Source organism: Enterobacter sp. C3_dUdeg, assembly GCF_057536195.1.
Genome location: NZ_BAAKFX010000001.1, coordinates 1280717 through 1301432 on the forward strand (window position 1 = coordinate 1280717; position 20716 = coordinate 1301432).

Here is a 20716-nt window from a genome sequence, read left to right on the forward strand (position 1 = left end):
TTGGCCGGCTATAACCGGGTTGCGCTGAAATAGTGCTCCGGCTTCGCGATACGATCCTGTGCCGCAACCACCTGCAGTTCATATTCCTGCATCTCTTTCGTCGCAATCATGATTTCGTACACCGCCGCGGTAACGTGTTCCAGCGAGTCACGTATCGTCGCCCCCTGCAGTAATTTCACCAGCAGCAGACCACTCGTAACATCTCCGACCCCAACCGGCTGGCGCAGGCCGAAATCCACCAGCGGACGGCTAATATGCCAGGCGTCATCTTTCGTCACCAGAAGCATCTCAAAACGGTCCTGACTCAGCCCTGCGCGGGAGAGATGTTTTACCAGCACCACCTCAGGCCCCTGAGCGATCAGTTCGCGAGACGCGCTTACCGCCTCTTCTACGCTGTTAACCGGACGCTCGCAGAGAATTTCGAGCTCGACCAGGTTTGGCGCAATGATATCGCTGGCGGGCAGCGCGTGGCGGACGTGAAACTCTGCGACGCCTGGCGCCACGATACAGCCTTTCTCCGGATGGCCCATGACGGGGTCGCAGAAGTATTTTGCCGCCGGGTTTGCGGCTTTCACCTGACGTACGATGCCGAGGATATGCTCCCCCTGCTCCGCTGAGCCGAGGTAGCCGCTCAGCACGGCGTCACAGCGTTTAAGCTGGTCGATATCGGCAATCCCCTGCACAACCTCGGTGAGGTGCGAAGGTGGCATTACGCAGCCGGTCCATTTGCCGTATTGCGTGTGGTTAGAGAACTGCACGGTATTAAGGGGCCAGACGTTGACGCCGAGGCGACGCATCGGGAATTCCGCGGCGCTATTGCCTGCGTGTCCAAAAACAACGTGGGACTGAATGGCGAGGATGTTCTTCATTTTTTTCTTACCAAACCCTGAAAAAACAAAAGGGGCGTGGTTTCCCACGCCCCTGGAGACTGTTAATTATTTCCAGCAGACAAGGCAGTAGTTTTTCTTACCGCGACGCAGCAGCGTGTAGCGACCATACAGACGGTCACCGTCAACGAAGGTGTATTCCGGGTCAGCCTGTTTCTCGCCGTTGATGGTGATAGCGTTAGAGGCGATAGTTTTACGCGCCTGACCGCGCGAAGGCTGGAGCTCAGAGTCCACCAGCGCCTGCATCAGGTCAGCCCCTTTTTCCATCTCAACCATTGGCACGCCGTCCTGCGCCAGCTGTTCGAAGTCCGCTTCGCTCAGATCGCTCAGGGTACCGTTGAACAGGCTTGCGGTAATACGTTTTGCCGCGGCCAGACCTTCTTCACCGTGAACCAGTTTGGTCACTTCGTCCGCCAGCACATACTGGGCGCGCGGTGCTTTACCGCTGTTTTTGTCTTCTTCTTCCAGCGCGTTGATGTCTTCGATGTCCATAAAGGTGAAGAACTTCAGGAAGCGGTAAACATCGGCATCCGCCGTGTTGATCCAGAACTGGTAGAATTTGTACGGGCTGGTTTTCTTCGGATCGAGCCATACCGCGCCGCCTTCTGTCTTCCCAAATTTGGTGCCGTCTGCTTTGGTGATCAGCGGAACGGTCAGACCGAAGACCTGGTTCTGGTGCAGACGACGGGTCAGGTCGATACCGGAGGTGATGTTACCCCACTGATCGGAACCACCAATCTGCAGGGAAACGCCGTGCAGCTTGTTCAGGCAGGCAAAGTCATAACCCTGCAGCAGGTTGTAGGAGAACTCGGTAAAGGAGATCCCCTGGTCGTCACGGTTCAGACGCTGCTTCACGGCTTCTTTGTTAATCATCTGGTTAACGGAGAAGTGCTTGCCGATGTCGCGCAGGAAGGTCAGCACGTTCATGCTGCCAAACCAGTCGTAGTTGTTCGCGGCAATGGCAGAGTTATCACCAGTGTTGAAGTCGAGGAACGGTGCAACCTGTTTGCGGATCTTATCCACCCACTCCTGCACGGTATCCTCGGTATTCAGTTTACGCTCAGCGGCTTTAAAGCTTGGGTCACCAATCAGACCGGTCGCGCCGCCCACCAGCGCAACAGGCTTATGGCCCGCCATCTGGAAGCGTTTCAGGCATAACAATGGAACAAGATGCCCCAAATGCAAGCTGTCAGCGGTGGGATCGAAGCCGCAATAGAGCGCGATCGGGCCTTGCGCCAGTCGCTCTGCTAACGCTTCCTCGTCCGTCACCTGGGCCACGAGGCCCCGCTCTTGCAATTGTTTAATCAAGTTACTGCTTGCCATCAAATTCTCCATGTATAAACGACTGCACCTTTGCCGGTACACGACTTTTCGCCTGATGCGAAAGGACAATAGAATAAAGCGCAAGCGCGGTGTGCGCTAGCGCTTAAATCAACAAATTTCGGGGATTACGGTGCCAGTCTGTCGATTTTCCAGCCGCCATTCTCGCGCTGGTATAAAAAGCGGTCGTGCAGGCGATGTTCGCCCCCCTGCCAGAACTCCATCTGCTCAATCGGGATGCGGAAACCGCCCCAGAAGCTTGGCAAAGGAATTTCACCCTGCTGGAACTTCTGTTTCAGCTCCAGGAATTTACTTTCCAGCACGCCGCGGGCGGAAATTCGGCTGGACTGTTTTGATACCCAGGCGCCAATCTGGCTGTCGCGCGGGCGGCTGTGGAAATACTTCACCACTTCCAGCGTCGAGAGACGTTCCGCCTTGCCGGTGACCATTACCTGACGTTCCAGCATGTGCCAGGGAAACAGCAGGCTGATACGCGGATTGTTTTCTAAATGGTGCGCCTTACGGCTACCGAGGTTGGTATAGAACACCAGCCCTTTCTCGTCATAATGCTTGAGCAATACGATGCGCTGATAAGGTTGACCGTTTTCATCCACAGTCGCGACAACCATGGCGGTTGGGTCGGCGAGTTTCGCTTCGCAGGCCTGTTTCAGCCAGCGTTCAAAAAGCACGAGGGGCTCAGCGGGAAGATCCTGGCGACGCAGGCCGCCTTTAGTGTATTCACGGCGCAGATGCGCAATTTGCTGCAGTTCGTCGTTATCTGACATGGCGTTAGCTGACATTGAGAGTGGGTGGCGCTATTGTGCGCCGCCCCTGTAAAAATCTCAACGCTTCGGATTTTCGAGCTGGCAATTGTTCAGCACAATGCGGTCGCGTTTGTAGACCGTGGCGCTGTCGCCTTTTGACCAGAAGACGTAGATACCGTCGGTATAACGCGCGCCGGAGGCCGACATGCCCTGCTTCAGCGTCAGCAGTTTATTGTCATAAACAAAACTGGCTTCCTGGCGTGGGTTATTCAGCTTGACGGTCAGCGGTTTTTCATCGCAGCGATACTCCAGCGTATCGGTCTGCATGCGCTCAAGAAGCTGGTTATAGACGCTGCATCCTGACAGCAATAAAGGCGCGGCAATAAGAAGAAGTTTTTTCATGGGCGTATTCCGAAGACTTTCCTGGTCCTGAAGGGCATGGCTGCCCTCCTGTTTCGTTCCATTCTAACGATGACGCGCCGCGCTGAATTTCAGTTAACTCTGATTATGACGAGGATTTGCCGGGAAAATCGCCCCGAGGACGCTCGCCTCACGCGCGCCGGTCACCGACGGCAAGTTGCCCGGCAGTCCGGCAATGGTGCGCCAGGCAAGCCAGGCGAAGGCCAGCGCCTCCATATCATCCCCGCTGATGCCTGCCTCGTCGGTCGTGGTCACTTCGGTACCCGACAGTAGCCCCGCAAGACGCGCCATCACCAGCGGGTTTCGGCTTCCTCCGCCGCACACCAGTAGGCGTTCACATCCGCCGCTGAGCAGAACCTGTTCGGAGATCGACACGGCCGTCAGCTCGGCAAGCGTCGCCTGGACATCCTGCGGCGCGAGCGCCGGGAATGGCGCCAGCTGACGCTCAAGCCAGCCCAGGTTGAAGTATTCACGCCCCGTGCTCTTAGGGGCCGGCAGGGCAAAATAAGGATCGCTCAGCATCGACTGCAGCAGCGGAATAATCACTTTTCCCCCGCTCGCCCACTCCGCGTTTTTATCATACGGTTGTCCGCACTGCCGCCAGATCCAGGCATCCATTAACATATTGCCCGGGCCGGTATCGTAGCCGCGGACGGGCTGTCCCGGGATGAGCATCGACAGGTTGGCAATCCCACCAATATTGAGCACCATGCGACGTTCTGTAGGGTGCGCCAGTAACGCCTGATGGAACGCGGGTACCAGCGGCGCACCCTGCCCGCCAAGGGCGATATCGCGACGACGGAAATCGCCAACCACCGTCACGCCCGTTTTCGCCACAATCTGGTTGTTATCGCCGATTTGCAGGGTATGCGGGGCATCTCCGCCGGGCTCATGCCAGACCGTTTGTCCGTGACAGCCGATGGCCACCACATCCTGCGGGCGAAGATGTTCTTTTTGCATCAAAGCCTGCACCGCATCCGCAAACAGCGCCCCCAGGCGAACATCAAGCTGTCCAAGCTGGGAGAGGGTCAGCTGCTGCCCCTGACAGATACTCAGAATATCCTCTTTCAGTGAAATGGGGATTGGCCAGGTCAGGCTCGCCTGCTGCGCCACCATGTTTTCGTCAATGGCGGCCAGAACGACATCTACCCCATCCAGACTGGTGCCTGACATCACACCAATGTAGCGACCCGATTTCATGCGCTTTCCTTACGTTGCGTGGGCTAAGGATATCCACTCAACCATAAACGGCGCAGCTTTGCCATCCGGCGATAATATTTTTTAACAATGTCAGACGGGTAACACGGGCGGATCCTGTTTATGTCTCGTTAAGTCAAATTCAAGTACAATTTTCTTATTGTTAGTGCAAAGATATGAACTATGGCTCCTTATGCCATATAATTTAGCCATAACGGATGCCCCCAATCGGGCGTTTTTGGTGAACAGGAGATTCAAATGATTTTACGTGTACTGGGCGTTTCGCTGATTGGTTTAACTCTGGCTGGCTGTGTGAATGACAGTTCACTTTCTGGCGACGTTTACAGCGCTTCTGAAGCGAAACAGGTTCAGAACGTGACTTACGGTACCGTTGTTAACGCACGCCCTGTACAGATCCAGGGTGGTGATGAAAGCAACGTGATGGGCGCAATCGGCGGTGCCGTGCTGGGTGGTTTCCTCGGTAATACCGTCGGCGGCGGCACTGGCCGTTCTCTGGCAACGGCCGCAGGTGCCGTTGCGGGTGGCGTAGCCGGCCAGGGCGTTCAGGGTGCGATGAACAAAACCCAGGGCGTAGAGCTGGAAATTCGTAAAGACGACGGCAGCACGATCATGGTTGTGCAGAAACAAGGCAGCACTCGCTTCTCTGCAGGCCAGCGCGTTGTTCTGGCAAGCAACGGAAGTCAGGTGACCGTTTCTCCACGTTAATTAAAAATGGATGTGGTCATCAGGCCACATCCATTTACATTATTTATCACTCCCACAAATATATTTACAAAATACATTCACCCTACCCATAATTAACCACGCCATATATTGTTTCTGCGCAAAGTATTTAGCGTGCTAATTGATTACACTCTTCGCAATACCCTCACCTTAATTCATTATAAAGTTATTAAAACCATATATGTTTGCGAATCGCCGTTCTGTAAAGGGCCGTTATATCTCGTTCTGTCTAGGTTGTATTGCTGTTATCGGCATATTACACGCCCTGTTTTCAAAAATTGCCGAATGGGTTCCTACCTTTTCGTCTCACTTGTTCCCTACGCTCACCATTTTTTTACTGGTGTTTGACCTGTTTATTGCCTGCTTTATGGCAATGAAATACTGGTGTGACCGAAAACGGTTGTATCTGGTATCGCTTGCTTTTGCCTTTGCCGGGTCGGCATCGCTGATGGTCGGAACGCTGTGCAGCTTTCCCGCCTGGCTGGACCTCTATCAGTTCAACGCGGTGAACTACAACGATGCGATGATCTTCTATATGTTCCGCCATCTCTTAATGGCGGTGCTAATAATCGTTTCGGCAATACTTTATACCACGCGCAATTGTCCCCTTTCGCGGCTGGCGCATATTGCTATTGTGAGCGGCGAGTTTCTCTTTACCGCTTTTACTGTAGGGTTGGCCTGGATGTATTCCAGTCATTCTTCCTTTTTATCCATTGATCTTGTGGATAATGAAACCCGTGAGTTTATGGTTCTCTGGAGCCACTTTATTAATATTGCATTGATTGCACTCTGGGTGGTCACATTAGCCACGCTGATGTTTATTACGCGCATACGCAACTTATTCTGGGTGGGCGGTAATTTTCTGTGCGTCTGCTATATCGTCACGCTCTCAATGCTGTTAGTGGGTGGACATGTTGAAGATGTCTCCTGGTATCGCGCTCGCTTATTTGAAACCGTCGCCACGCTGATGATCATTTTTGTTCTGCTCTACGATGTTTTCAGGCTGTATCGCGACTCGCACGTTAAGTATCAGCAGTCTTACCAGAACTCCATTCGCGACCCGCTGACGCGCCTGTATAACCGCAGTTATTTTTATGAAACATTAAAGCAGGCGCTGGATATCGCCAAACCCAGCCGTCCGGTTTCCGTCATCGTCAGCGATCTCGATCGCTTCAAACGCATCAACGACACCTACGGGCATCTTCAGGGCGACAAGGTCCTGCAGTTTGTTGCTAATCTACTGATGGATTCCGTGCGCCCCCAGGACATCGCGGCCCGTATCGGTGGTGAGGAGTTTGTTCTGATGCTGGCCAACACCTCATCAGACGCGGCGTATCAGGTGGCGGAACGCATACGGTTAAATCTGAGCAGCTTCGATAACGCCAGCAGCGGCGGTCAACTACCGGAGCCAATCACCATCAGCATGGGGGTATTTACGGCAACGTCACCCGCATTAGCCGCAGAAACGTGCGTGGAAAATGCCGACAAAGCGATGTATGAAGCGAAGGAGACGGGCCGTAACCGCGTGGTCGCCTTTAAGTAAAAAAAGGCCTTGCTGCTGCAAGGCCTTGTTGTTTGTCAGTCGCGCGACTGTAGCTCATGGATGTTTTGCTCAAGGCGCCCAATGAGGCTAATGAGCATTTCCAGCTCCGCCGGTGAAACGCCTGACAGGATTTCACCGCGCGTCTTAGTGATCACGGCTTCCATTTCCGTGATGATAGGCGCCGCTTTCTCGGTGAGTTTAATCCGCTTGGCGCGACGATCGCTGGCGCAGGTTTGCCGCGAGATCAACCCCTTCTCTTCCAGCTGGTCAAGCGTGCGCACCAGCGACGGTTGCTCAATCCCTATCGCTTTTGCCAGTTGAATTTGCGACTGTTCGGGCGGCAGCTGATGAATGTTGTGCAGCGTGACCCAATGCGTCTGTGTGAGTTCCAGAGGTTTCAGGCGATGGTCAATCAGAGCACGCCAGACGCGTACCAACCTTGCCAGATCAGAACCTAATGGCGATTCCAATTTCATCTCCTTATAATTAGCTTGCTAAGTTATTATACTGATTTTAGAATAGTGTGCAGCATTTGTATTGCCAAAACAAATGCAATACTGCATTCATCGAACTTAAAAGTATGACTTACACTGAATTGTGATGCTTCATCATACTAAGACAAGCCAACGCGGCATTCTGTTCACTGCAAAGGATTTCTGCCCGTGACGTTTTTTCATCGCTCAGAGGGTTTACCCCTTCAGGACCTGATCTTCGGTGCGTCAGTCTACTTTCCTCCTCTGTTTAAGGCCGTTCTGGTGGGCTTTATCCTCTGGCTCATCGCGCATCGCCTGCTTCGCGACTGGATGTACTCCGGCGAAATCTGGCATCCCATGCTGATGGATCTTTCCCTGTTTGCCCTTTCTGTATGCCTGGGCCTTGCCGTTTTGACTGTGTGGTGAATATGTCCCTGAAAACGCTAAAGTACTTTTCCACCCTGTTGGTCCTTGCCCTCGCGCTGGTTGCGGGCTGGTGGATGTGGAATTTTTATATGCAGTCGCCCTGGACGCGTGATGGCAAAGTCCGCGCCGAGCAGGTCAGCATTACCCCTCAGGTATCGGGAAGTATTACGACCCTGTTGGTTAAGGATAACCAGTTCGTCAAAAAGGGAGACATTTTATTCCGCATCGACGACACCCCGTACCACATTGCGATCCTGAACGCCCAGGCGCAGCTGGCAAAAGCCCAGTCGGATCTGGCAAAGGCCAACAACGAGGCCAACCGCCGCCGCCACCTGTCGCAAAACTACATCTCAGCGGAAGATTTAGACACCGCCAATATCAACGTTAAGGCGATGCAGGCTAGCGTCAACGTGGCGGAGGCGACGCTGAAGCAGGCGCAGTGGCAACTGACCCAAACCGTGATTACGGCACCTGTTGATGGATGGGTGACCAACCTCTCGGCCCGCGTGGGGAATTATGCCACCACGGGACAACCGATATTCGCCCTCGTCGACAGCCACTCCTTCTACGTCGTGGGCTATTTCGAAGAGACCAAGCTTCGGCATATTCGCGAGGGTTCGCCAGCCGCAATAACGCTTTACAGCGGCTCTCAAAAGTTACAGGGTCACGTGTCCAGCATTGGCCGCGCCATTTACGATCAGAGTGTTGAAACGGATTCAGGCCTGGTGCCGGACATAAAGCCGAACGTTCCCTGGGTGCGTCTGGCCCAGCGCGTTCCGGTTCGCGTGGAGTTTGACCGCTTGCCGGAGGACATTACCCTGGTGTCCGGCACAACCTGCACTGTCTCCATCGGAAACCGGTGATGAAGCTGCAGGGTCTCTCCTGGCAAAACACGCCGTGGATGAAAGCAACGCGTCCCCAGTGGCGCTACGCGCTGCGTAACGGCATTGCCATGTGTCTTGCGCTGACTGTGGCTTATTACCTTAACCTGGATGAGCCCTACTGGGCGATGACGTCTGCGGCGGTAGTCAGTTTTCCGACAGTAGGCGGAGTGATCAGTAAAAGTCTTGGCCGCATCGCAGGCAGCCTGCTCGGCGCCACCGCGGCGCTAATTATCGCTGGCCATACGCTGAACGATCCGTGGCTGTTCCTGCTGAGCATGGCCGCATGGCTGGGGTGCTGTACCTGGGCCTGCGCCCATTTTACCAATAACGTTGCCTACGCGTTTCAGCTGGCGGGCTATACCGCCGCCATCATCGCCTTTCCGGTGGTTAACGTGCTCGACACCACCGAGCTGTGGGATATTGCGCAGGCGCGCGTCTGTGAAGTGATTGTCGGGATCCTCAGCGGCGGCTTTATGATGATGATCCTTCCCAGCACATCCGACGGCACCGCGCTCATCACTGCGCTCAAAACCATGCACACCCGGTTGCTGGAACACGCGAGTCTGCTGTGGCAACCGGATACCAGCGACGATATCCGCCTCGCGCATGAAAAGGTGATCGGGCAGATCCTGACGATGAATCTGCTGCGCATTCAGGCGTTCTGGAGCCACTACCGCTTTCGCCGCCAGAACACACTTCTTAACTATCTGCTGCACCAGCAGCTGCGCATGACCAGCGCCATCTCCAGCCTGCGCCGGATGCTGCTCAACTGGCCGACGCCGCCTGAAAATACCCGAGCCGTGATTGAAACGCTGCTCGCGGCCCTTGCGCGCCCGGATGCGGACATTTACACCGTAGCGCGGATTATCGCCCCGCTCGCCCCGGTTGATGAGTACGACTACCGCCATCGCGCCTTCTGGCAGCGCCTGAATTACTTTTGTCGGCTGTACCTGCGCAGCAGCCGCTGGATTACGGCCGTCGAAAACGCGACACCATTGACGGAGTTCAACGTCCCCGGCAGCCCGGCACTTGCGCGCCATACCGACTATCTTGAAGCGCTGTGGGGCGGTTTTCGCACCTTCTGTGCGCTGATGCTGGTGGGGGCGTGGAGTATTACCACGCAGTGGGAGTCCGGTACGGCGGCCCTGACGCTTGCCGCCATCAGCTGCGTGCTTTATTCCGTCGCGGCCTCGCCGTTCAACTCGCTTACGCTCCTGCTGCGCACGCTGGTGCTGCTGTCGCTGTTCAGCTTCGTGGTGAAGTTTGGCCTGATGGTGCAGATAAGCGATCTGTGGCAGTTCCTGCTGTTCCTGTTTCCCTTGTTGACCACCATGCAGCTTCTGAAGCTGCAAATGCCTAAGCTGGCGGGCCTCTGGGGACAGCTGATTGTCTTTATGGGCTCGTTTATCTCCGTGACGAATCCACCTGTTTATGATTACGCCGATTTTCTCAATGACAACCTGGCGAAGATCCTGGGCGTGGGGCTGGCGTGGCTGGCTTTCGCGGTGTTACGTCCCGGCTCCGATGCACGCAAGAGCCGCAGGCATATCCGGGAGCTACGCAGAGGGTTTGTCGATCAGCTCAGCCGTAAACCGCATCTGAGCGAAAACGAATATGAGTCGCTGGTCTATCATCACGTCAGCCAGCTGAATAACAGCCAGGACGCGCTGTCCCGGCGCTGGCTGCTGCGCTGGGGCGTGGTGCTGTTGAACTGCTCGCACGTGGTCTGGCAGCTGCGCGCGTGGGAAACGCGTTCCGATCCGCTGTCGCAGGTTCGTGATGTTTGCATCTCCCTGCTGCGCGATGTAATGAGCGAGCGCGGTGTCCAGCAGAGGCCGCTGGAAGCCACGCTGAATGAACTGCAGCGGATCTGCGATACGCTGGCACAGCATCATCTGCCCGCAGCCCGTGATTTGGCCTCAATAATCTGGCGCCTGCACTGCTCGCTGTCGCAGCTGGAACAGGCACCGCCACCGGGAACGATTGGGGATCAGATCACGCCGCACGCATAGCGTGCTCCGCCGCCGCCAAGCGGTTTAGGCCGATCGGACATATTGTCGCCGCCGACATGGATCATCAGCGCCTTGCCTTTCACCTCATCCAGCTTTTTCAGTCGCGGCGCGACAACAGGATCGGTGGCTTTACCGTCGTTATTCACCACCAGCACAGGCAGATCGCCTAAATGCCCCATTCCATCCGGGCCTTCATGCTTGCCGGAATGCTGCGGATCGAGGTGCCCTCCTGCCGCTTCCGCCGCAGACGGTTTACCTTCTTTTAAAGCGGGCTGACAGCTGCCCTTGGCGTGAACATGGAAACCATGTTCACCGGGAGGGAGGGCTTTGAGGTTGGGGGCAAACTCCAGTCCTTTATCGGTTTCAGTGATTTTCACCGTTCCGATGGACTGACCCACACCCTGTGGGGTGACGAGATTCATTTCCACTTCGTCACTGGCTGCCTGCGCCCCTGCGCAAACAACCAGCGTGACCAGTGCCAGAGCAAAACGCTTCATAGTGACCTCCGCGGGTTATTTTTTGCCCCTTAAGTGTATACCAGGGGCAAAGATTTCACCGGAAAGTCACCTTCAGGCGCTTTATGGTACGTCGTAACCCAGCGCGGCCTTACGGATGCGGAACCACTGCTGACGGGTCATCTGCAGCTCTTCAGCAGCCAGTGCAGAACGCACACGTTCTATTTTGCCGGAGCCGATAATGGGCAGCGGTTTTGACGGCAGGCGAAGGATCCACGCGTAAACCACCTGCTCGATGCTCTCCGCGTTCAGTTCGCGGGCGATGGTTTCAAGCTCGTTGCGCAGCGGCTGGAATTCCTCATCATTAAACAAACGTCCGCCCCCCAGGCAGGACCACGCCATCGGGCGAATGCGCAGCTGCTGCAGCTGATCGAGCGTGCCATCCAGCAGCAGCGGCTGGTGTACCGGGGAGATCTCAACCTGGTTGGTGGCGAGGGTGAACGGCAGACGAGACTGAAGCAGCGCAAACTGTGCCGGGGTAAAGTTTGACACGCCGAAGTGACGCACTTTCCCACTCTGGTGCAGGTTCAGGAAGGCTTCCGCCACCTCATCGGCATCCATCAGCGGGTCGGGGCGGTGGATTAACAGCAGATCGATACGATCGGTCGCCAGATTGACCAGCGACTGCTCGGCGCTCTTGATGATATGCGCGCTGTCGGTGATGTAATGACCGAGGGCATGTTCAGGTTTTGCCGTGGTGGCAATCCCACACTTCGTGACGATCTCCATGCGGTCGCGCAGGGCCGGAACAAGCTTAAGCGCCTCGCCGAACGCGGCCTCGCACTGGTAGCCACCGTAAATATCCGCATGATCAACCGTGGTGATGCCTAAATCGAGGTGCTCTTCAATAAAGCTCGCCAGCTGGAGGGGGGACATATTCCAGTCCATCAGGCGCCAGTAGCCCATCACAAAACGGGAGAATTCTGGCCCCTGGGGGGCAAGGGTAATTCGCTGAACCATAACATTTTCCTCAAGGACGTAATGTCATGAGTATACGCAATTACCGTGTTAAAAAAGTGAAGGTTGCTGGGGTTCTTCAGTCTCACCCGCTTTGTTTGCGCGTATTTTGCGCAGAAGACGCTGTCGGCAGAGGCGTAACACCTCCTGCTTTTGCGTGTCGCTAAAGTTTTGCCAGTTAAAACGCTCATCGCGGGTACGCATGCACCCGCGGCAATATCCGCGTTCATCGACCTGACAAATACCCCGGCACGGGCTCTGGATGGGGAAAAACTCCAGCTGCTCTGCCACACTCACCTCCCGATAGCTACTCTCACCTACAGTGAAGACGTTAATCGCGCCGCGTGCAAGGCCGTATCACAGATTTGTGGCATTAAGGTTTCACTAATCTTCCCTCTCTATACTCGGCCCATCATGACAATAACGGGTTTACCGATCGATGTGGTTAATCAGAAAGTTACAATGTAACGACATTAAATTTACTCTGGGCTGTGCACTCTTTTTTACTCTGCTGAACGGGCTGTTTATCCAGCGCAGCTGGGCCATTATCGGCCCAGTGCATCTGCATGACTTCCTCTTTGCCGCCTCCGTCCCGCTGGTGCTGTTTTGCGGCTGGGTGATTGTCTTTAGCCTGCTTAACATCCCGTATCTCCGCAAGCCGCTGCTGATTGTATTGACGATCGGATGCGCCGCGGCGACCTATTTCATGTATACCTACGGCGCGGTGATCGATCAGAACATGATTGTGAACGTGTTCGAAACCAACTCTCAGGAAGCGACCGCCCTGGTGACCCCGCAGATGATTCTGTGGATTGTCATAGCCGGCCTCGTGCCTTCCGTGGTGCTGGCGTTGACCCGGATTCGTACCGGAAAATGGTGGTATGCGCTGCTGACGCGCGTTGCCGCGATGCTCGGCGCCCTGCTGGTGATTATCCTGATTGCCGCGCTGTTTTATAAAGATTACGCGTCGCTGTTCCGCAATAACAAAAGCATCGTCAAAATGGTCACCCCGGCGAACTATGTCAGCGCCGTGGTGAAGTACAGCAAGATGCGCTGGTTTGCCGGCGATCAAACGCTGGTGCGCATTGGTGAAGATGCCCACAAAGGGTCACTGATTACCGGTCAACAAAAGAAAACCGTTCTGGTGCTTGTCGTCGGCGAAGCCTCTCGCGCGGCAAACTACTCCCTGAACGGTTACGAACGCGAAACCAACCCGGAGCTGAAAAAGCAGGACGTGATTAACTTCCCGCAGGCCTCCTCATGTGGTACCGAAACCGCGGTTTCCGTTCCGTGCATGTTCTCCGGCATGACGCGCAGCAAATACGATGCCGACCTGGCTCACCATCGCGAAGGGCTGCTCGACGTGCTTAAGCATGCGGGTATCAACCTGATGTGGCGCGACAACGACGGCGGCTGTAAAGGTGCCTGCGATCGCGTGCCCCATACCGACATGACGCAGTGGCAGCTGGATCAGTTCTGCAAAGACAAATCCTGTATCGACGATGTGAACTTCAACCGTCTGGACAACGTGCTGGATGGCGTGAAGCAAGATACGGTGCTGGTTATCCACCTGATGGGGAGCCACGGTCCGGCATACTATCGCCGTTACCCGGACAACTTCCGTAAATTCACCCCAACCTGCGACACTAATGAAATTCAGGATTGCGACCATCAGGCGCTGATCAATACCTATGACAACACTATCCTCTATACCGACAGCATGGTCAGCAAAACCATTGATGCGCTGAAAGCGCGCCAGTCGAGCATGAACACCGCGCTGATTTATCTTTCAGATCACGGTGAATCGCTGGGTGAAAGCGGTATTTATCTGCACGGCACGCCGTACATGCTGGCGCCGGAGCAGCAAACGCATATTCCGTTTATGTTCTGGCTGTCACCGGATTACGCGAAAAACTTTGGTATCAACGAACAGTGTTTGCGCGACAATGCAGCAAAAAATGCGGTTTCCCAGGACAATTTATTCTCAACCGTATTGGGTATGATGGACGTGAAATCAACGGTTTATCAACCGCAGCTGGATATACTGAGCGCATGTCGTCAGTAAACTCGCTTGCATTAGACCGAACGGTCTATTAGAGTGCGGCCATGAGCAGAAATACTGAACACGATACCCGCGAACATTTACTGGCAACCGGCGAGCGACTTTGCATGCATCGCGGGTTTACCGGTATGGGGTTGAGCGAGCTATTAAAAACCGCTGAGGTACCGAAGGGGTCGTTTTATCACTACTTCCGGTCCAAAGAGGCTTTTGGCGTAGCGATGCTGGAGCGTCATTATGCTGGCTACCACCAGCGTCTGGCGACCCACTTTGCGTCGGGTGAAGGTAACTACCGGGATCGTGTTCTGAACTACTATCAGGAAACGCTGAACCAGTTCTGTCAGCAGGGCATTATCAGCGGATGCCTGACCGTTAAGCTGTCTGCAGAAGTGTGCGATCTTTCTGAAGATATGCGCACGGCGATGGATAAAGGTGCCCGCGGCGTTATCGCCCTGCTGGCCCAGGCGCTGGAGAAAGGCCGCGATGAAAAAACGCTGGCCTTTTCCGGCGAGCCGTTAACCCAGGCGCAGGTGTTATATGCGCTCTGGCTAGGCGCTAACCTGCAGGCAAAAATTTCGCGCAGTGCCGTGCCGCTGGAAAGCGCGCTGGCACATGTGAAAAACAGCATTACTGCGCCTGGCATTTAACAGGCGTTTTTATTTACCCAACTACTAGTCGACTGGTCTACTCAGGAGTCTTTATGTCCGCTGAAAAATTATTTACCCCACTGAAAGTGGGTGCCGTCACTGCGCCAAACCGCGTGTTTATGGCTCCGCTTACCCGCCTGCGCAGCATTGAGCCGGGCGACATCCCAACCCCACTGATGGGTGAATACTATCGTCAGCGCGCAAGCTCTGGCCTGATCATCACGGAAGCCACGCAGATTTCCGCTCAGGCTAAAGGGTATGCGGGTGCGCCGGGTCTTCACAGCCCGGAGCAGATCGCCGCATGGCAGAAAATCACCGCGGGCGTTCACGCTGAAGAGGGTCGCATTGCGGTCCAGCTGTGGCATACCGGTCGTATCTCTCACAGCAGCATTCAGCCTGGCGGCCAGGCTCCGGTCTCCGCTTCGGCCCTGAGCGCAAATACCCGTACGTCCCTGCGTGATGAAAACGGCAATGCGATCCGCGTGGATACCTCTATGCCACGCGCGCTTGAGCTGGACGAGATCCCAGGTATCGTGAACGACTTCCGCCAGGCCGTGGCTAACGCCCGTGAAGCCGGTTTTGACCTGATTGAGCTGCACTCCGCCCATGGCTACCTGCTGCACCAGTTCCTGTCACCGTCGTCCAACCATCGCACCGACCAGTACGGCGGCAGCGTCGAAAACCGCGCTCGCCTGGTGCTGGAAGTGGTTGACGCCGTATGCCAGGAGTGGAGCCCGGATCGTATCGGGATCCGCGTCTCCCCAATCGGTTCTTTCCAGAACGTCGACAACGGTCCGAACGAAGAAGCCGATGCCCTGTACCTGATCGAAGAACTGGCTAAACGCGGCATCGCCTATCTGCACATGTCCGAACCGGACTGGGCAGGCGGTAAGCCTTACACGGACGCTTTCCGTCAGAAAGTGCGCGAGCGTTTCCAAGGGGTGATCATCGGTGCGGGGGCTTATACCCCGGAGAAAGCCGAAGACCTGATCGGCAAAGGGCTGATCGATGCCGTCGCGTTTGGCCGCGACTACATCGCCAACCCGGATCTGGTTGCCCGCCTGCAGAAAAAAGCGGCCCTGAACCCGCAGCGCCCGGAAAGCTTCTACGGCGGCGGCGCGGAAGGCTACACCGACTACCCTTCTCTGTAATCTCGCCATTGTTCATTGATAGCGGCGATACTTCGCCGCTATACTAAAACATCGTTTCTGTTCAAAAAGACAGTCTATTCCATTGGTTAATGAGGAAATTATGCGCCTACTTCACACCATGCTGCGCGTTGGCGACCTGCAACGTTCCATTGATTTCTACACTAACGTCCTGGGCATGAAGCTGCTGCGCACCAGCGAAAACCCGGAATACAAATACTCGCTGGCGTTCGTGGGTTACGGCCCGGAAACGGATGAAGCGGTGATTGAGCTGACCTACAACTGGGGCGTGGACAGCTATGAGCTGGGCACCGCCTACGGCCACATCGCGCTGGAAGTGGACAACGCGGCCGAAGCGTGTGAACGCATTCGCAGCAACGGCGGTAACGTTACGCGCGAAGCGGGTCCGGTAAAAGGTGGCACCACCGTGATTGCGTTCGTGGAAGATCCCGACGGTTACAAAATCGAACTGATTGAAGCCAAAGACGCGGGTCGCGGTCTGGGCAACTGATCCCTCAGGGCGCAACATGCGCCCGTAGTTTTACTGCATCACCCTGCAAAATTTGCCATAATGCGCTCTGCTTTTTCCCCTTGTAAGAGACCCTGATGTCCGATAACGCTCAATTTAGCGGTCTGTGCGACCGTTTTCGTGGTTTTTATCCCGTTGTCATTGATGTAGAAACAGCCGGATTTAACGCTAAAACCGATGCGCTGCTCGAAATTGCCGCCATCACGCTGAAGATGGATGAACAGGGCTGGCTTACACCGGACACCACGCTGCATTTCCATGTTGAACCTTTCGAAGGGGCAAACTTACAGCCGGAAGCGCTGGCGTTTAACGGTATCGACCCGCACAACCCGCTGCGTGGCGCAGTCAGTGAATATGATGCGCTGCACGCCATTTTTAAAATGGTGCGTAAAGGCATGAAAGAGAGTAACTGCAGCCGCGCCATCATGGTGGCCCATAACGCCACCTTCGATCACAGCTTTACCATGGCTGCCGCGGAGCGCGCCGCGCTCAAACGCAACCCCTTCCATCCTTTTGTGACCTTCGACACCGCTGCGCTGAGCGGCCTGGCTCTGGGACAAACGGTGTTATCAAAGGCCTGTATTACGGCCGGCATCCCGTTCGACGGCACGCAGGCGCACTCCGCTTTATACGACACGGAGCGCACCGCAGAGCTGTTCTGTGAGATCGTTAACCGCTGGAAGCGTCTTGGCGGCTGGCCGCTGCCGATGGGCGACAGCGAAGAATAAAAAAAGCGACCTTATCAGGTCGCTTTTTTATTTGCGCAGAAAATTACTCTGCGTCCGGCTCTTCAGTTTTGTACTTCGCCGCCGTCTCTTTGATCAGCTGCTGCAGTTCGCCGCGCTGATACATTTCAATCAGGATATCGCAGCCGCCAACCAGCTCACCGTCTACCCACAGCTGTGGGAAAGTCGGCCAGTTAGCGTACTTAGGCAGCTCAGCGCGGATGTCCGGGTTCTGCAGGATATCAACGTAAGCAAAACGCTCACCACAGGCTGACAGCGCCTGAACCGCTTGTGCGGAGAAGCCGCAGCTTGGCAGCTTCGGAGAACCTTTCATATACAGCAGAATTGGGTTTTCAGCGATCTGGCGCTGGATTTTTTCAATAGTGGTGCTCATGTCTTGCTTCCTTTAACTTCTGTTACGGCATTCGTCTGACATTGTAGCGGTTCAGACTGGCATCGGAAAATAACATTTTTGTCACGTTTATACATTCTACCCCGAGTCACGAAAAGTTGCATTGCAAATGGTGTTTACCCCTGCGGCGGTCAGGGTTTTGCTTAGGGAGTGGGCAAATGTGCGACAGAACGATGAATTTTTTTGCACTTGCTAACGAAACACGATTGTAGATTGAAAAATGCTATTAACTTTCTGGGTTTTTATAGATTAGAATCGACGGGCTTTGTAAATCACACGCGGGTATTATTGATGACCTGCATTTATCAGGGGACTGCCCAGTGGCGCGGATAAATAAAATCTCGATCACGCTCTGTGCTTTACTGTTTACTTCACTCACTTTCACGCCAGTGGCAAACGCCTCTCAGCAGGCGCGGCATTCTGCTGTACAAAAAAACCATCTTGTGAAAGCCACAGAACGTAAGAATAAAACCACCGCTAAGAACGACAAGAAAAAAACACCGGCTCAGACGAAACAGACCGCTTCCAGCAAGACGAAAACAAAACCTTCCCGCACTGCCCACTCCGCCAAAAGTAAAGCTTCGCAAACCGCCGCTAACCTCGTTACTGAAAAATGCATCACGCGTAAAGGCCACAAGGCGAAATGCACGAAGGTCACGAAAATAGCGGAAGTGCATAAAGTGCGCGTACAAAAAGCGCAGAAAACCGCGATGAACAAACTGATGGGGCAGATTGGCAAACCTTATCACTGGGGTGGCAGCTCGCCGCGTACCGGCTTTGACTGCAGCGGCCTCGTCTATTACGCCTATAAAGATCTGGTCAAATTCCGCATTCCTCGTACCGCCAATGAGATGTACCACCTGCGCGATGCCTCACCGGTTGACCGCGGTGAGCTGGAAAACGGCGATCTGGTGTTCTTCCGCACCCAGGGTCGCGGCACGGCTGACCACGTCGGCGTGTATGTCGGCAACGGGAAATTCATCCAGTCTCCCCGTAGCGGCCAGGATATTCAGATCACTTCTCTCAGTGAAGACTACTGGGTACGTCACTACGTCGGCGCGCGTCGCGTGATGACGCCAAAAACCATTCGCTAACCCCTGCCCTGCCGCATCCGTGGCAGGGTAAGTTCCTCTTTTGCATACCCTTTCAATTTGCTATCCTGTCCATGTTGTCTGTGTGGTTATTGGCAACACAAAATACAATAAGGAGAGAAGCAATGTCGTTCGAATTACCTGCACTACCGTATGCAAAAGACGCCCTGGCACCGCACATTTCTGCGGAAACCCTGGAATATCACTACGGCAAGCATCACCAGACGTACGTCACCAACCTGAACAATCTGATCAAAGGCACCGATTTTGAAGGCAAAACGCTGGAAGAGATCGTCCGCAGCTCAGAGGGTGGCGTATTTAACAACGCCGCTCAGGTGTGGAACCACACCTTTTACTGGCACTGCCTGGCACCGAATGCCGGCGGTGAACCTGTCGGTGAACTGGCTACCGCTATCAATGCCGCATTTGGCAGCTTCGCGGATTTCAAAGCGAAATTTACCGATGCAGCCATCAAGAACTTCGGCTCTGGCTGGACGTGGCTGGTTAAAGAGGCGGATGGCAAACTGGCTATCGTGTCCACCTCTAATGCGGGTACCCCGCTGACCACCAGCGCGAAGCCGCTGATGACCGTGGACGTGTGGGAACACGCTTACTACATTGACTACCGCAACGCGCGTCCGAACTACCTGGAGCACTTCTGGGCACTGGTTAACTGGGACTTTGTCGCGAAGAACTTCGCCGCGTAAGAGACACGCAGAAGGGTTCGCCCTTCTGCGTTTTTGGTTTATTCCGCAGCGCAGGCTGCTTCAGGCTGTTTACGACCCGACATCATCACCAGCAGCAGGCCGAGCGCGGCAATAATCGCCCCCATCACCGGCACAAAGCTGTACCCCAGACCACCTGAAATCACGGCCCCACCGGCCGCCGCGCCCAGGGCATTACCCAGGTTAAACGCACCGATATTCACGGAAGATGAAAGTCCCGGCGCCTCGTGCGCGACACGCATCACGCGCATCTGCAGCGGCGGCACCACGGCGAAAGTGGCGGCTCCCCAGACGACCATCGCAATCGCGGCCCCAAACTCATTGCGCGCCAGCCACGGAATGGCAACCATGATGACAATCAGCAGGGTTAAGAAGCCCTTCAGCGTCCCGCTCACGGAACGGTCGGCAAATTTCCCGCCGAGATAGTTGCCAATCGAGAAGCCCACGCCAATCAGCACCAGCATCGCGGTAACGAAGAGAGGCGTTGCGTGGGTGATATCGTGCAGTACCGGTGAAATATAGGTGTAGAGGGTAAACATCGCCCCTGCCCCCAGCACGGTGGTGAGCAGCGCGGAGAGCACCTGCGGGCGCATCAGCACCGCCAGCTCTTTACGCACTTCCGGACGTTCTCCGGCATTGCCTTTCGGCAGGGAGAAGAACAGCGCCACCATTGCAACCACGCCCAGCCCGGCCGTCGCCAGGAAAGACATACGCCAGCCGATCGCTTCTCCCAGCCAGGTTGCCGCAGGCACCCCGCCGATATTGGCAATCGTCAGCCCCATAAACATGGTTGCCACGGCGCTCGCCTGCTTGTGTTTTGGCACCACGCTGGCAGCCACGACCGACCCCAGCCCAAAGAACGCGCCGTGGTTAAGGCTGGTCAGAATGCGCGACAGCATCAATGTGGTGTAGTCCGGCGAAATGGCCGAAAGCACGTTGCCCAGGGTGAAAATCGCCATCAGGAAAATCAGCGCATTGCGGCGCGCGCGGTGCGAAAGAAGAAGGGTCATCAGCGGCGCCCCTACCATCACGCCGATAGCGTAGGCGCTGATTAACATCCCTGCCGCAGGGATAGAGACATCTACGCCCCGGGCAATAACAGGCAGTAACCCCATTGGGGAGAATTCAGTGGTGCCAATCCCAAAAGCGCCAATCGCCAGGGCCAGCAGGGGATAATTGATTTTCATGCGTCAACTCCGGATGCCGTGTCATGTGGTGACACAGAACAAAGAAGCAGA

General features: G+C 55.3%; 23 protein-coding genes. 12 read left to right on the forward strand and 11 right to left on the reverse strand.

Annotation, left to right across the window (positions count from 1 at the left end; genetic code table 11):
- Positions 1-8: 8 nt before the first annotated feature.
- The 5 genes from pdxY to anmK form a co-directional block, all read right to left on the reverse strand.
- On the reverse strand, positions 9-869 hold the full coding sequence (pdxY, locus tag AC27FC_RS06000) for a pyridoxal kinase PdxY (protein ID WP_094935207.1): 861 nt from the start codon (positions 867-869) through the stop codon (positions 9-11).
- A 66-nt stretch (positions 870-935) separates the two neighbouring features.
- On the reverse strand, positions 936-2210 hold the full coding sequence (gene tyrS, locus AC27FC_RS06005; protein WP_094935201.1) for a tyrosine--tRNA ligase: 1275 nt from the start codon (positions 2208-2210) through the stop codon (positions 936-938).
- 125 nt (positions 2211-2335) lie between these two features.
- Positions 2336-2992 carry a pyridoxamine 5'-phosphate oxidase gene (gene pdxH / locus AC27FC_RS06010; protein WP_024909355.1) on the reverse strand — a complete coding sequence of 219 codons (657 nt, stop codon included), beginning with the start codon at positions 2990-2992 and terminating at the stop codon, positions 2336-2338.
- A 57-nt stretch (positions 2993-3049) separates the two neighbouring features.
- Entirely contained in the window at positions 3050-3373 is a 324-nt protein-coding gene (mliC, locus tag AC27FC_RS06015; protein WP_023335447.1) for a C-type lysozyme inhibitor, read from the reverse strand.
- 93 nt (positions 3374-3466) lie between these two features.
- On the reverse strand, positions 3467-4591 hold the full coding sequence (gene anmK / locus AC27FC_RS06020) for an anhydro-N-acetylmuramic acid kinase (protein WP_087822440.1): 1125 nt from the start codon (positions 4589-4591) through the stop codon (positions 3467-3469).
- Between the two features lie 255 nt (positions 4592-4846).
- Between anmK and slyB the strand changes: the two genes are divergently transcribed.
- Both slyB and AC27FC_RS06030 read left to right on the forward strand, forming a co-directional pair.
- The gene (gene slyB, locus AC27FC_RS06025; RefSeq protein ID WP_023311367.1) at positions 4847-5314 is read left to right on the forward strand and encodes an outer membrane lipoprotein SlyB; all 468 of its coding nucleotides are present in this window, start codon (positions 4847-4849) and stop codon (positions 5312-5314) included.
- A gap of 199 nt (positions 5315-5513) precedes the next feature.
- The gene (locus AC27FC_RS06030) at positions 5514-6875 is read left to right on the forward strand and encodes a sensor domain-containing diguanylate cyclase (RefSeq protein ID WP_094935200.1); all 1362 of its coding nucleotides are present in this window, start codon (positions 5514-5516) and stop codon (positions 6873-6875) included.
- Positions 6876-6910: 35 nt separating this feature from the next.
- Here AC27FC_RS06030 and slyA read toward each other — a convergent pair whose 3' ends face one another.
- Entirely contained in the window at positions 6911-7351 is a 441-nt protein-coding gene (gene slyA, locus AC27FC_RS06035) for a transcriptional regulator SlyA (protein WP_033145325.1), read from the reverse strand.
- A 186-nt stretch (positions 7352-7537) separates the two neighbouring features.
- Between slyA and AC27FC_RS06040 the strand changes: the two genes are divergently transcribed.
- The 3 genes from AC27FC_RS06040 to AC27FC_RS06050 are packed head-to-tail and all read left to right on the forward strand — an operon-like array spanning position 7538 to position 10670.
- On the forward strand, positions 7538-7774 hold the full coding sequence (locus AC27FC_RS06040) for a DUF1656 domain-containing protein (RefSeq protein ID WP_032657739.1): 237 nt from the start codon (positions 7538-7540) through the stop codon (positions 7772-7774).
- A gap of 2 nt (positions 7775-7776) precedes the next feature.
- On the forward strand, positions 7777-8637 hold the full coding sequence (locus tag AC27FC_RS06045) for an efflux RND transporter periplasmic adaptor subunit (RefSeq protein WP_058840751.1): 861 nt from the start codon (positions 7777-7779) through the stop codon (positions 8635-8637).
- Complete coding sequence (locus AC27FC_RS06050; RefSeq protein ID WP_094935198.1) at positions 8637-10670, forward strand: FUSC family protein; 2034 nt, start codon at positions 8637-8639, stop codon at positions 10668-10670. The genes AC27FC_RS06045 and AC27FC_RS06050 overlap by 1 nt, the downstream gene beginning before the upstream one ends.
- Here AC27FC_RS06050 and sodC read toward each other — a convergent pair.
- From sodC to AC27FC_RS06065, 3 genes are all read right to left on the reverse strand, one after another.
- Positions 10649-11167 carry a superoxide dismutase [Cu-Zn] SodC gene (gene sodC / locus AC27FC_RS06055; RefSeq protein WP_045887807.1) on the reverse strand — a complete coding sequence of 173 codons (519 nt, stop codon included), beginning with the start codon at positions 11165-11167 and terminating at the stop codon, positions 10649-10651. The genes AC27FC_RS06050 and sodC overlap by 22 nt on opposite strands.
- Positions 11168-11248: 81 nt before the next feature.
- Positions 11249-12145, reverse strand: a complete 897-nt coding sequence (locus tag AC27FC_RS06060) for an aldo/keto reductase (protein WP_032657749.1) — start codon at positions 12143-12145, stop codon at positions 11249-11251.
- 48 nt (positions 12146-12193) lie between these two features.
- Positions 12194-12433, reverse strand: coding sequence for a DUF1289 domain-containing protein (locus AC27FC_RS06065; RefSeq protein WP_008500587.1), 240 nt, complete (start codon positions 12431-12433; stop codon positions 12194-12196).
- Between the two features lie 148 nt (positions 12434-12581).
- Between AC27FC_RS06065 and eptA the strand changes: the two genes are divergently transcribed.
- From eptA to rnt, 5 genes are all read left to right on the forward strand, one after another.
- On the forward strand, positions 12582-14207 hold the full coding sequence (gene eptA / locus AC27FC_RS06070) for a phosphoethanolamine transferase EptA (RefSeq protein WP_094935196.1): 1626 nt from the start codon (positions 12582-12584) through the stop codon (positions 14205-14207).
- A gap of 41 nt (positions 14208-14248) precedes the next feature.
- Positions 14249-14848 (forward strand): TetR/AcrR family transcriptional regulator, encoded by a 600-nt coding sequence (locus AC27FC_RS06075; RefSeq protein WP_029739798.1) that lies wholly within the window; start codon positions 14249-14251, stop codon positions 14846-14848.
- A 53-nt stretch (positions 14849-14901) separates the two neighbouring features.
- Positions 14902-15999 carry an alkene reductase gene (gene nemA / locus AC27FC_RS06080; protein WP_094935195.1) on the forward strand — a complete coding sequence of 366 codons (1098 nt, stop codon included), beginning with the start codon at positions 14902-14904 and terminating at the stop codon, positions 15997-15999.
- 100 nt (positions 16000-16099) lie between these two features.
- Complete coding sequence (gene gloA, locus AC27FC_RS06085; protein ID WP_013096923.1) at positions 16100-16507, forward strand: lactoylglutathione lyase; 408 nt, start codon at positions 16100-16102, stop codon at positions 16505-16507.
- Positions 16508-16602: 95 nt separating this feature from the next.
- Positions 16603-17253: a ribonuclease T gene (gene rnt, locus AC27FC_RS06090; RefSeq protein ID WP_023311355.1), complete on the forward strand. Its 651-nt coding sequence runs from the start codon at positions 16603-16605 to the stop codon at positions 17251-17253.
- A 43-nt stretch (positions 17254-17296) separates the two neighbouring features.
- Here rnt and grxD read toward each other — a convergent pair whose 3' ends face one another.
- A complete protein-coding gene (gene grxD, locus AC27FC_RS06095) occupies positions 17297-17644 on the reverse strand; it encodes a monothiol glutaredoxin 4 (RefSeq protein ID WP_003832760.1) in 348 nt (115 codons plus the stop codon).
- A 338-nt stretch (positions 17645-17982) separates the two neighbouring features.
- Here grxD and AC27FC_RS06100 point away from each other — a divergent pair, with 338 nt between their 5' ends.
- Together AC27FC_RS06100 and sodB are read left to right on the forward strand one after the other, a co-directional pair.
- A complete protein-coding gene (locus tag AC27FC_RS06100; RefSeq protein ID WP_094935194.1) occupies positions 17983-18756 on the forward strand; it encodes a C40 family peptidase in 774 nt (257 codons plus the stop codon).
- A gap of 122 nt (positions 18757-18878) precedes the next feature.
- Positions 18879-19460: a superoxide dismutase [Fe] gene (sodB, locus tag AC27FC_RS06105; RefSeq protein WP_029739795.1), complete on the forward strand. Its 582-nt coding sequence runs from the start codon at positions 18879-18881 to the stop codon at positions 19458-19460.
- Between the two features lie 38 nt (positions 19461-19498).
- Here the strand turns inward: sodB and AC27FC_RS06110 are convergent, their stop codons facing one another.
- On the reverse strand, positions 19499-20665 hold the full coding sequence (locus tag AC27FC_RS06110; RefSeq protein ID WP_094935193.1) for an MFS transporter: 1167 nt from the start codon (positions 20663-20665) through the stop codon (positions 19499-19501).
- Positions 20666-20716: the final 51 nt, after the last annotated feature.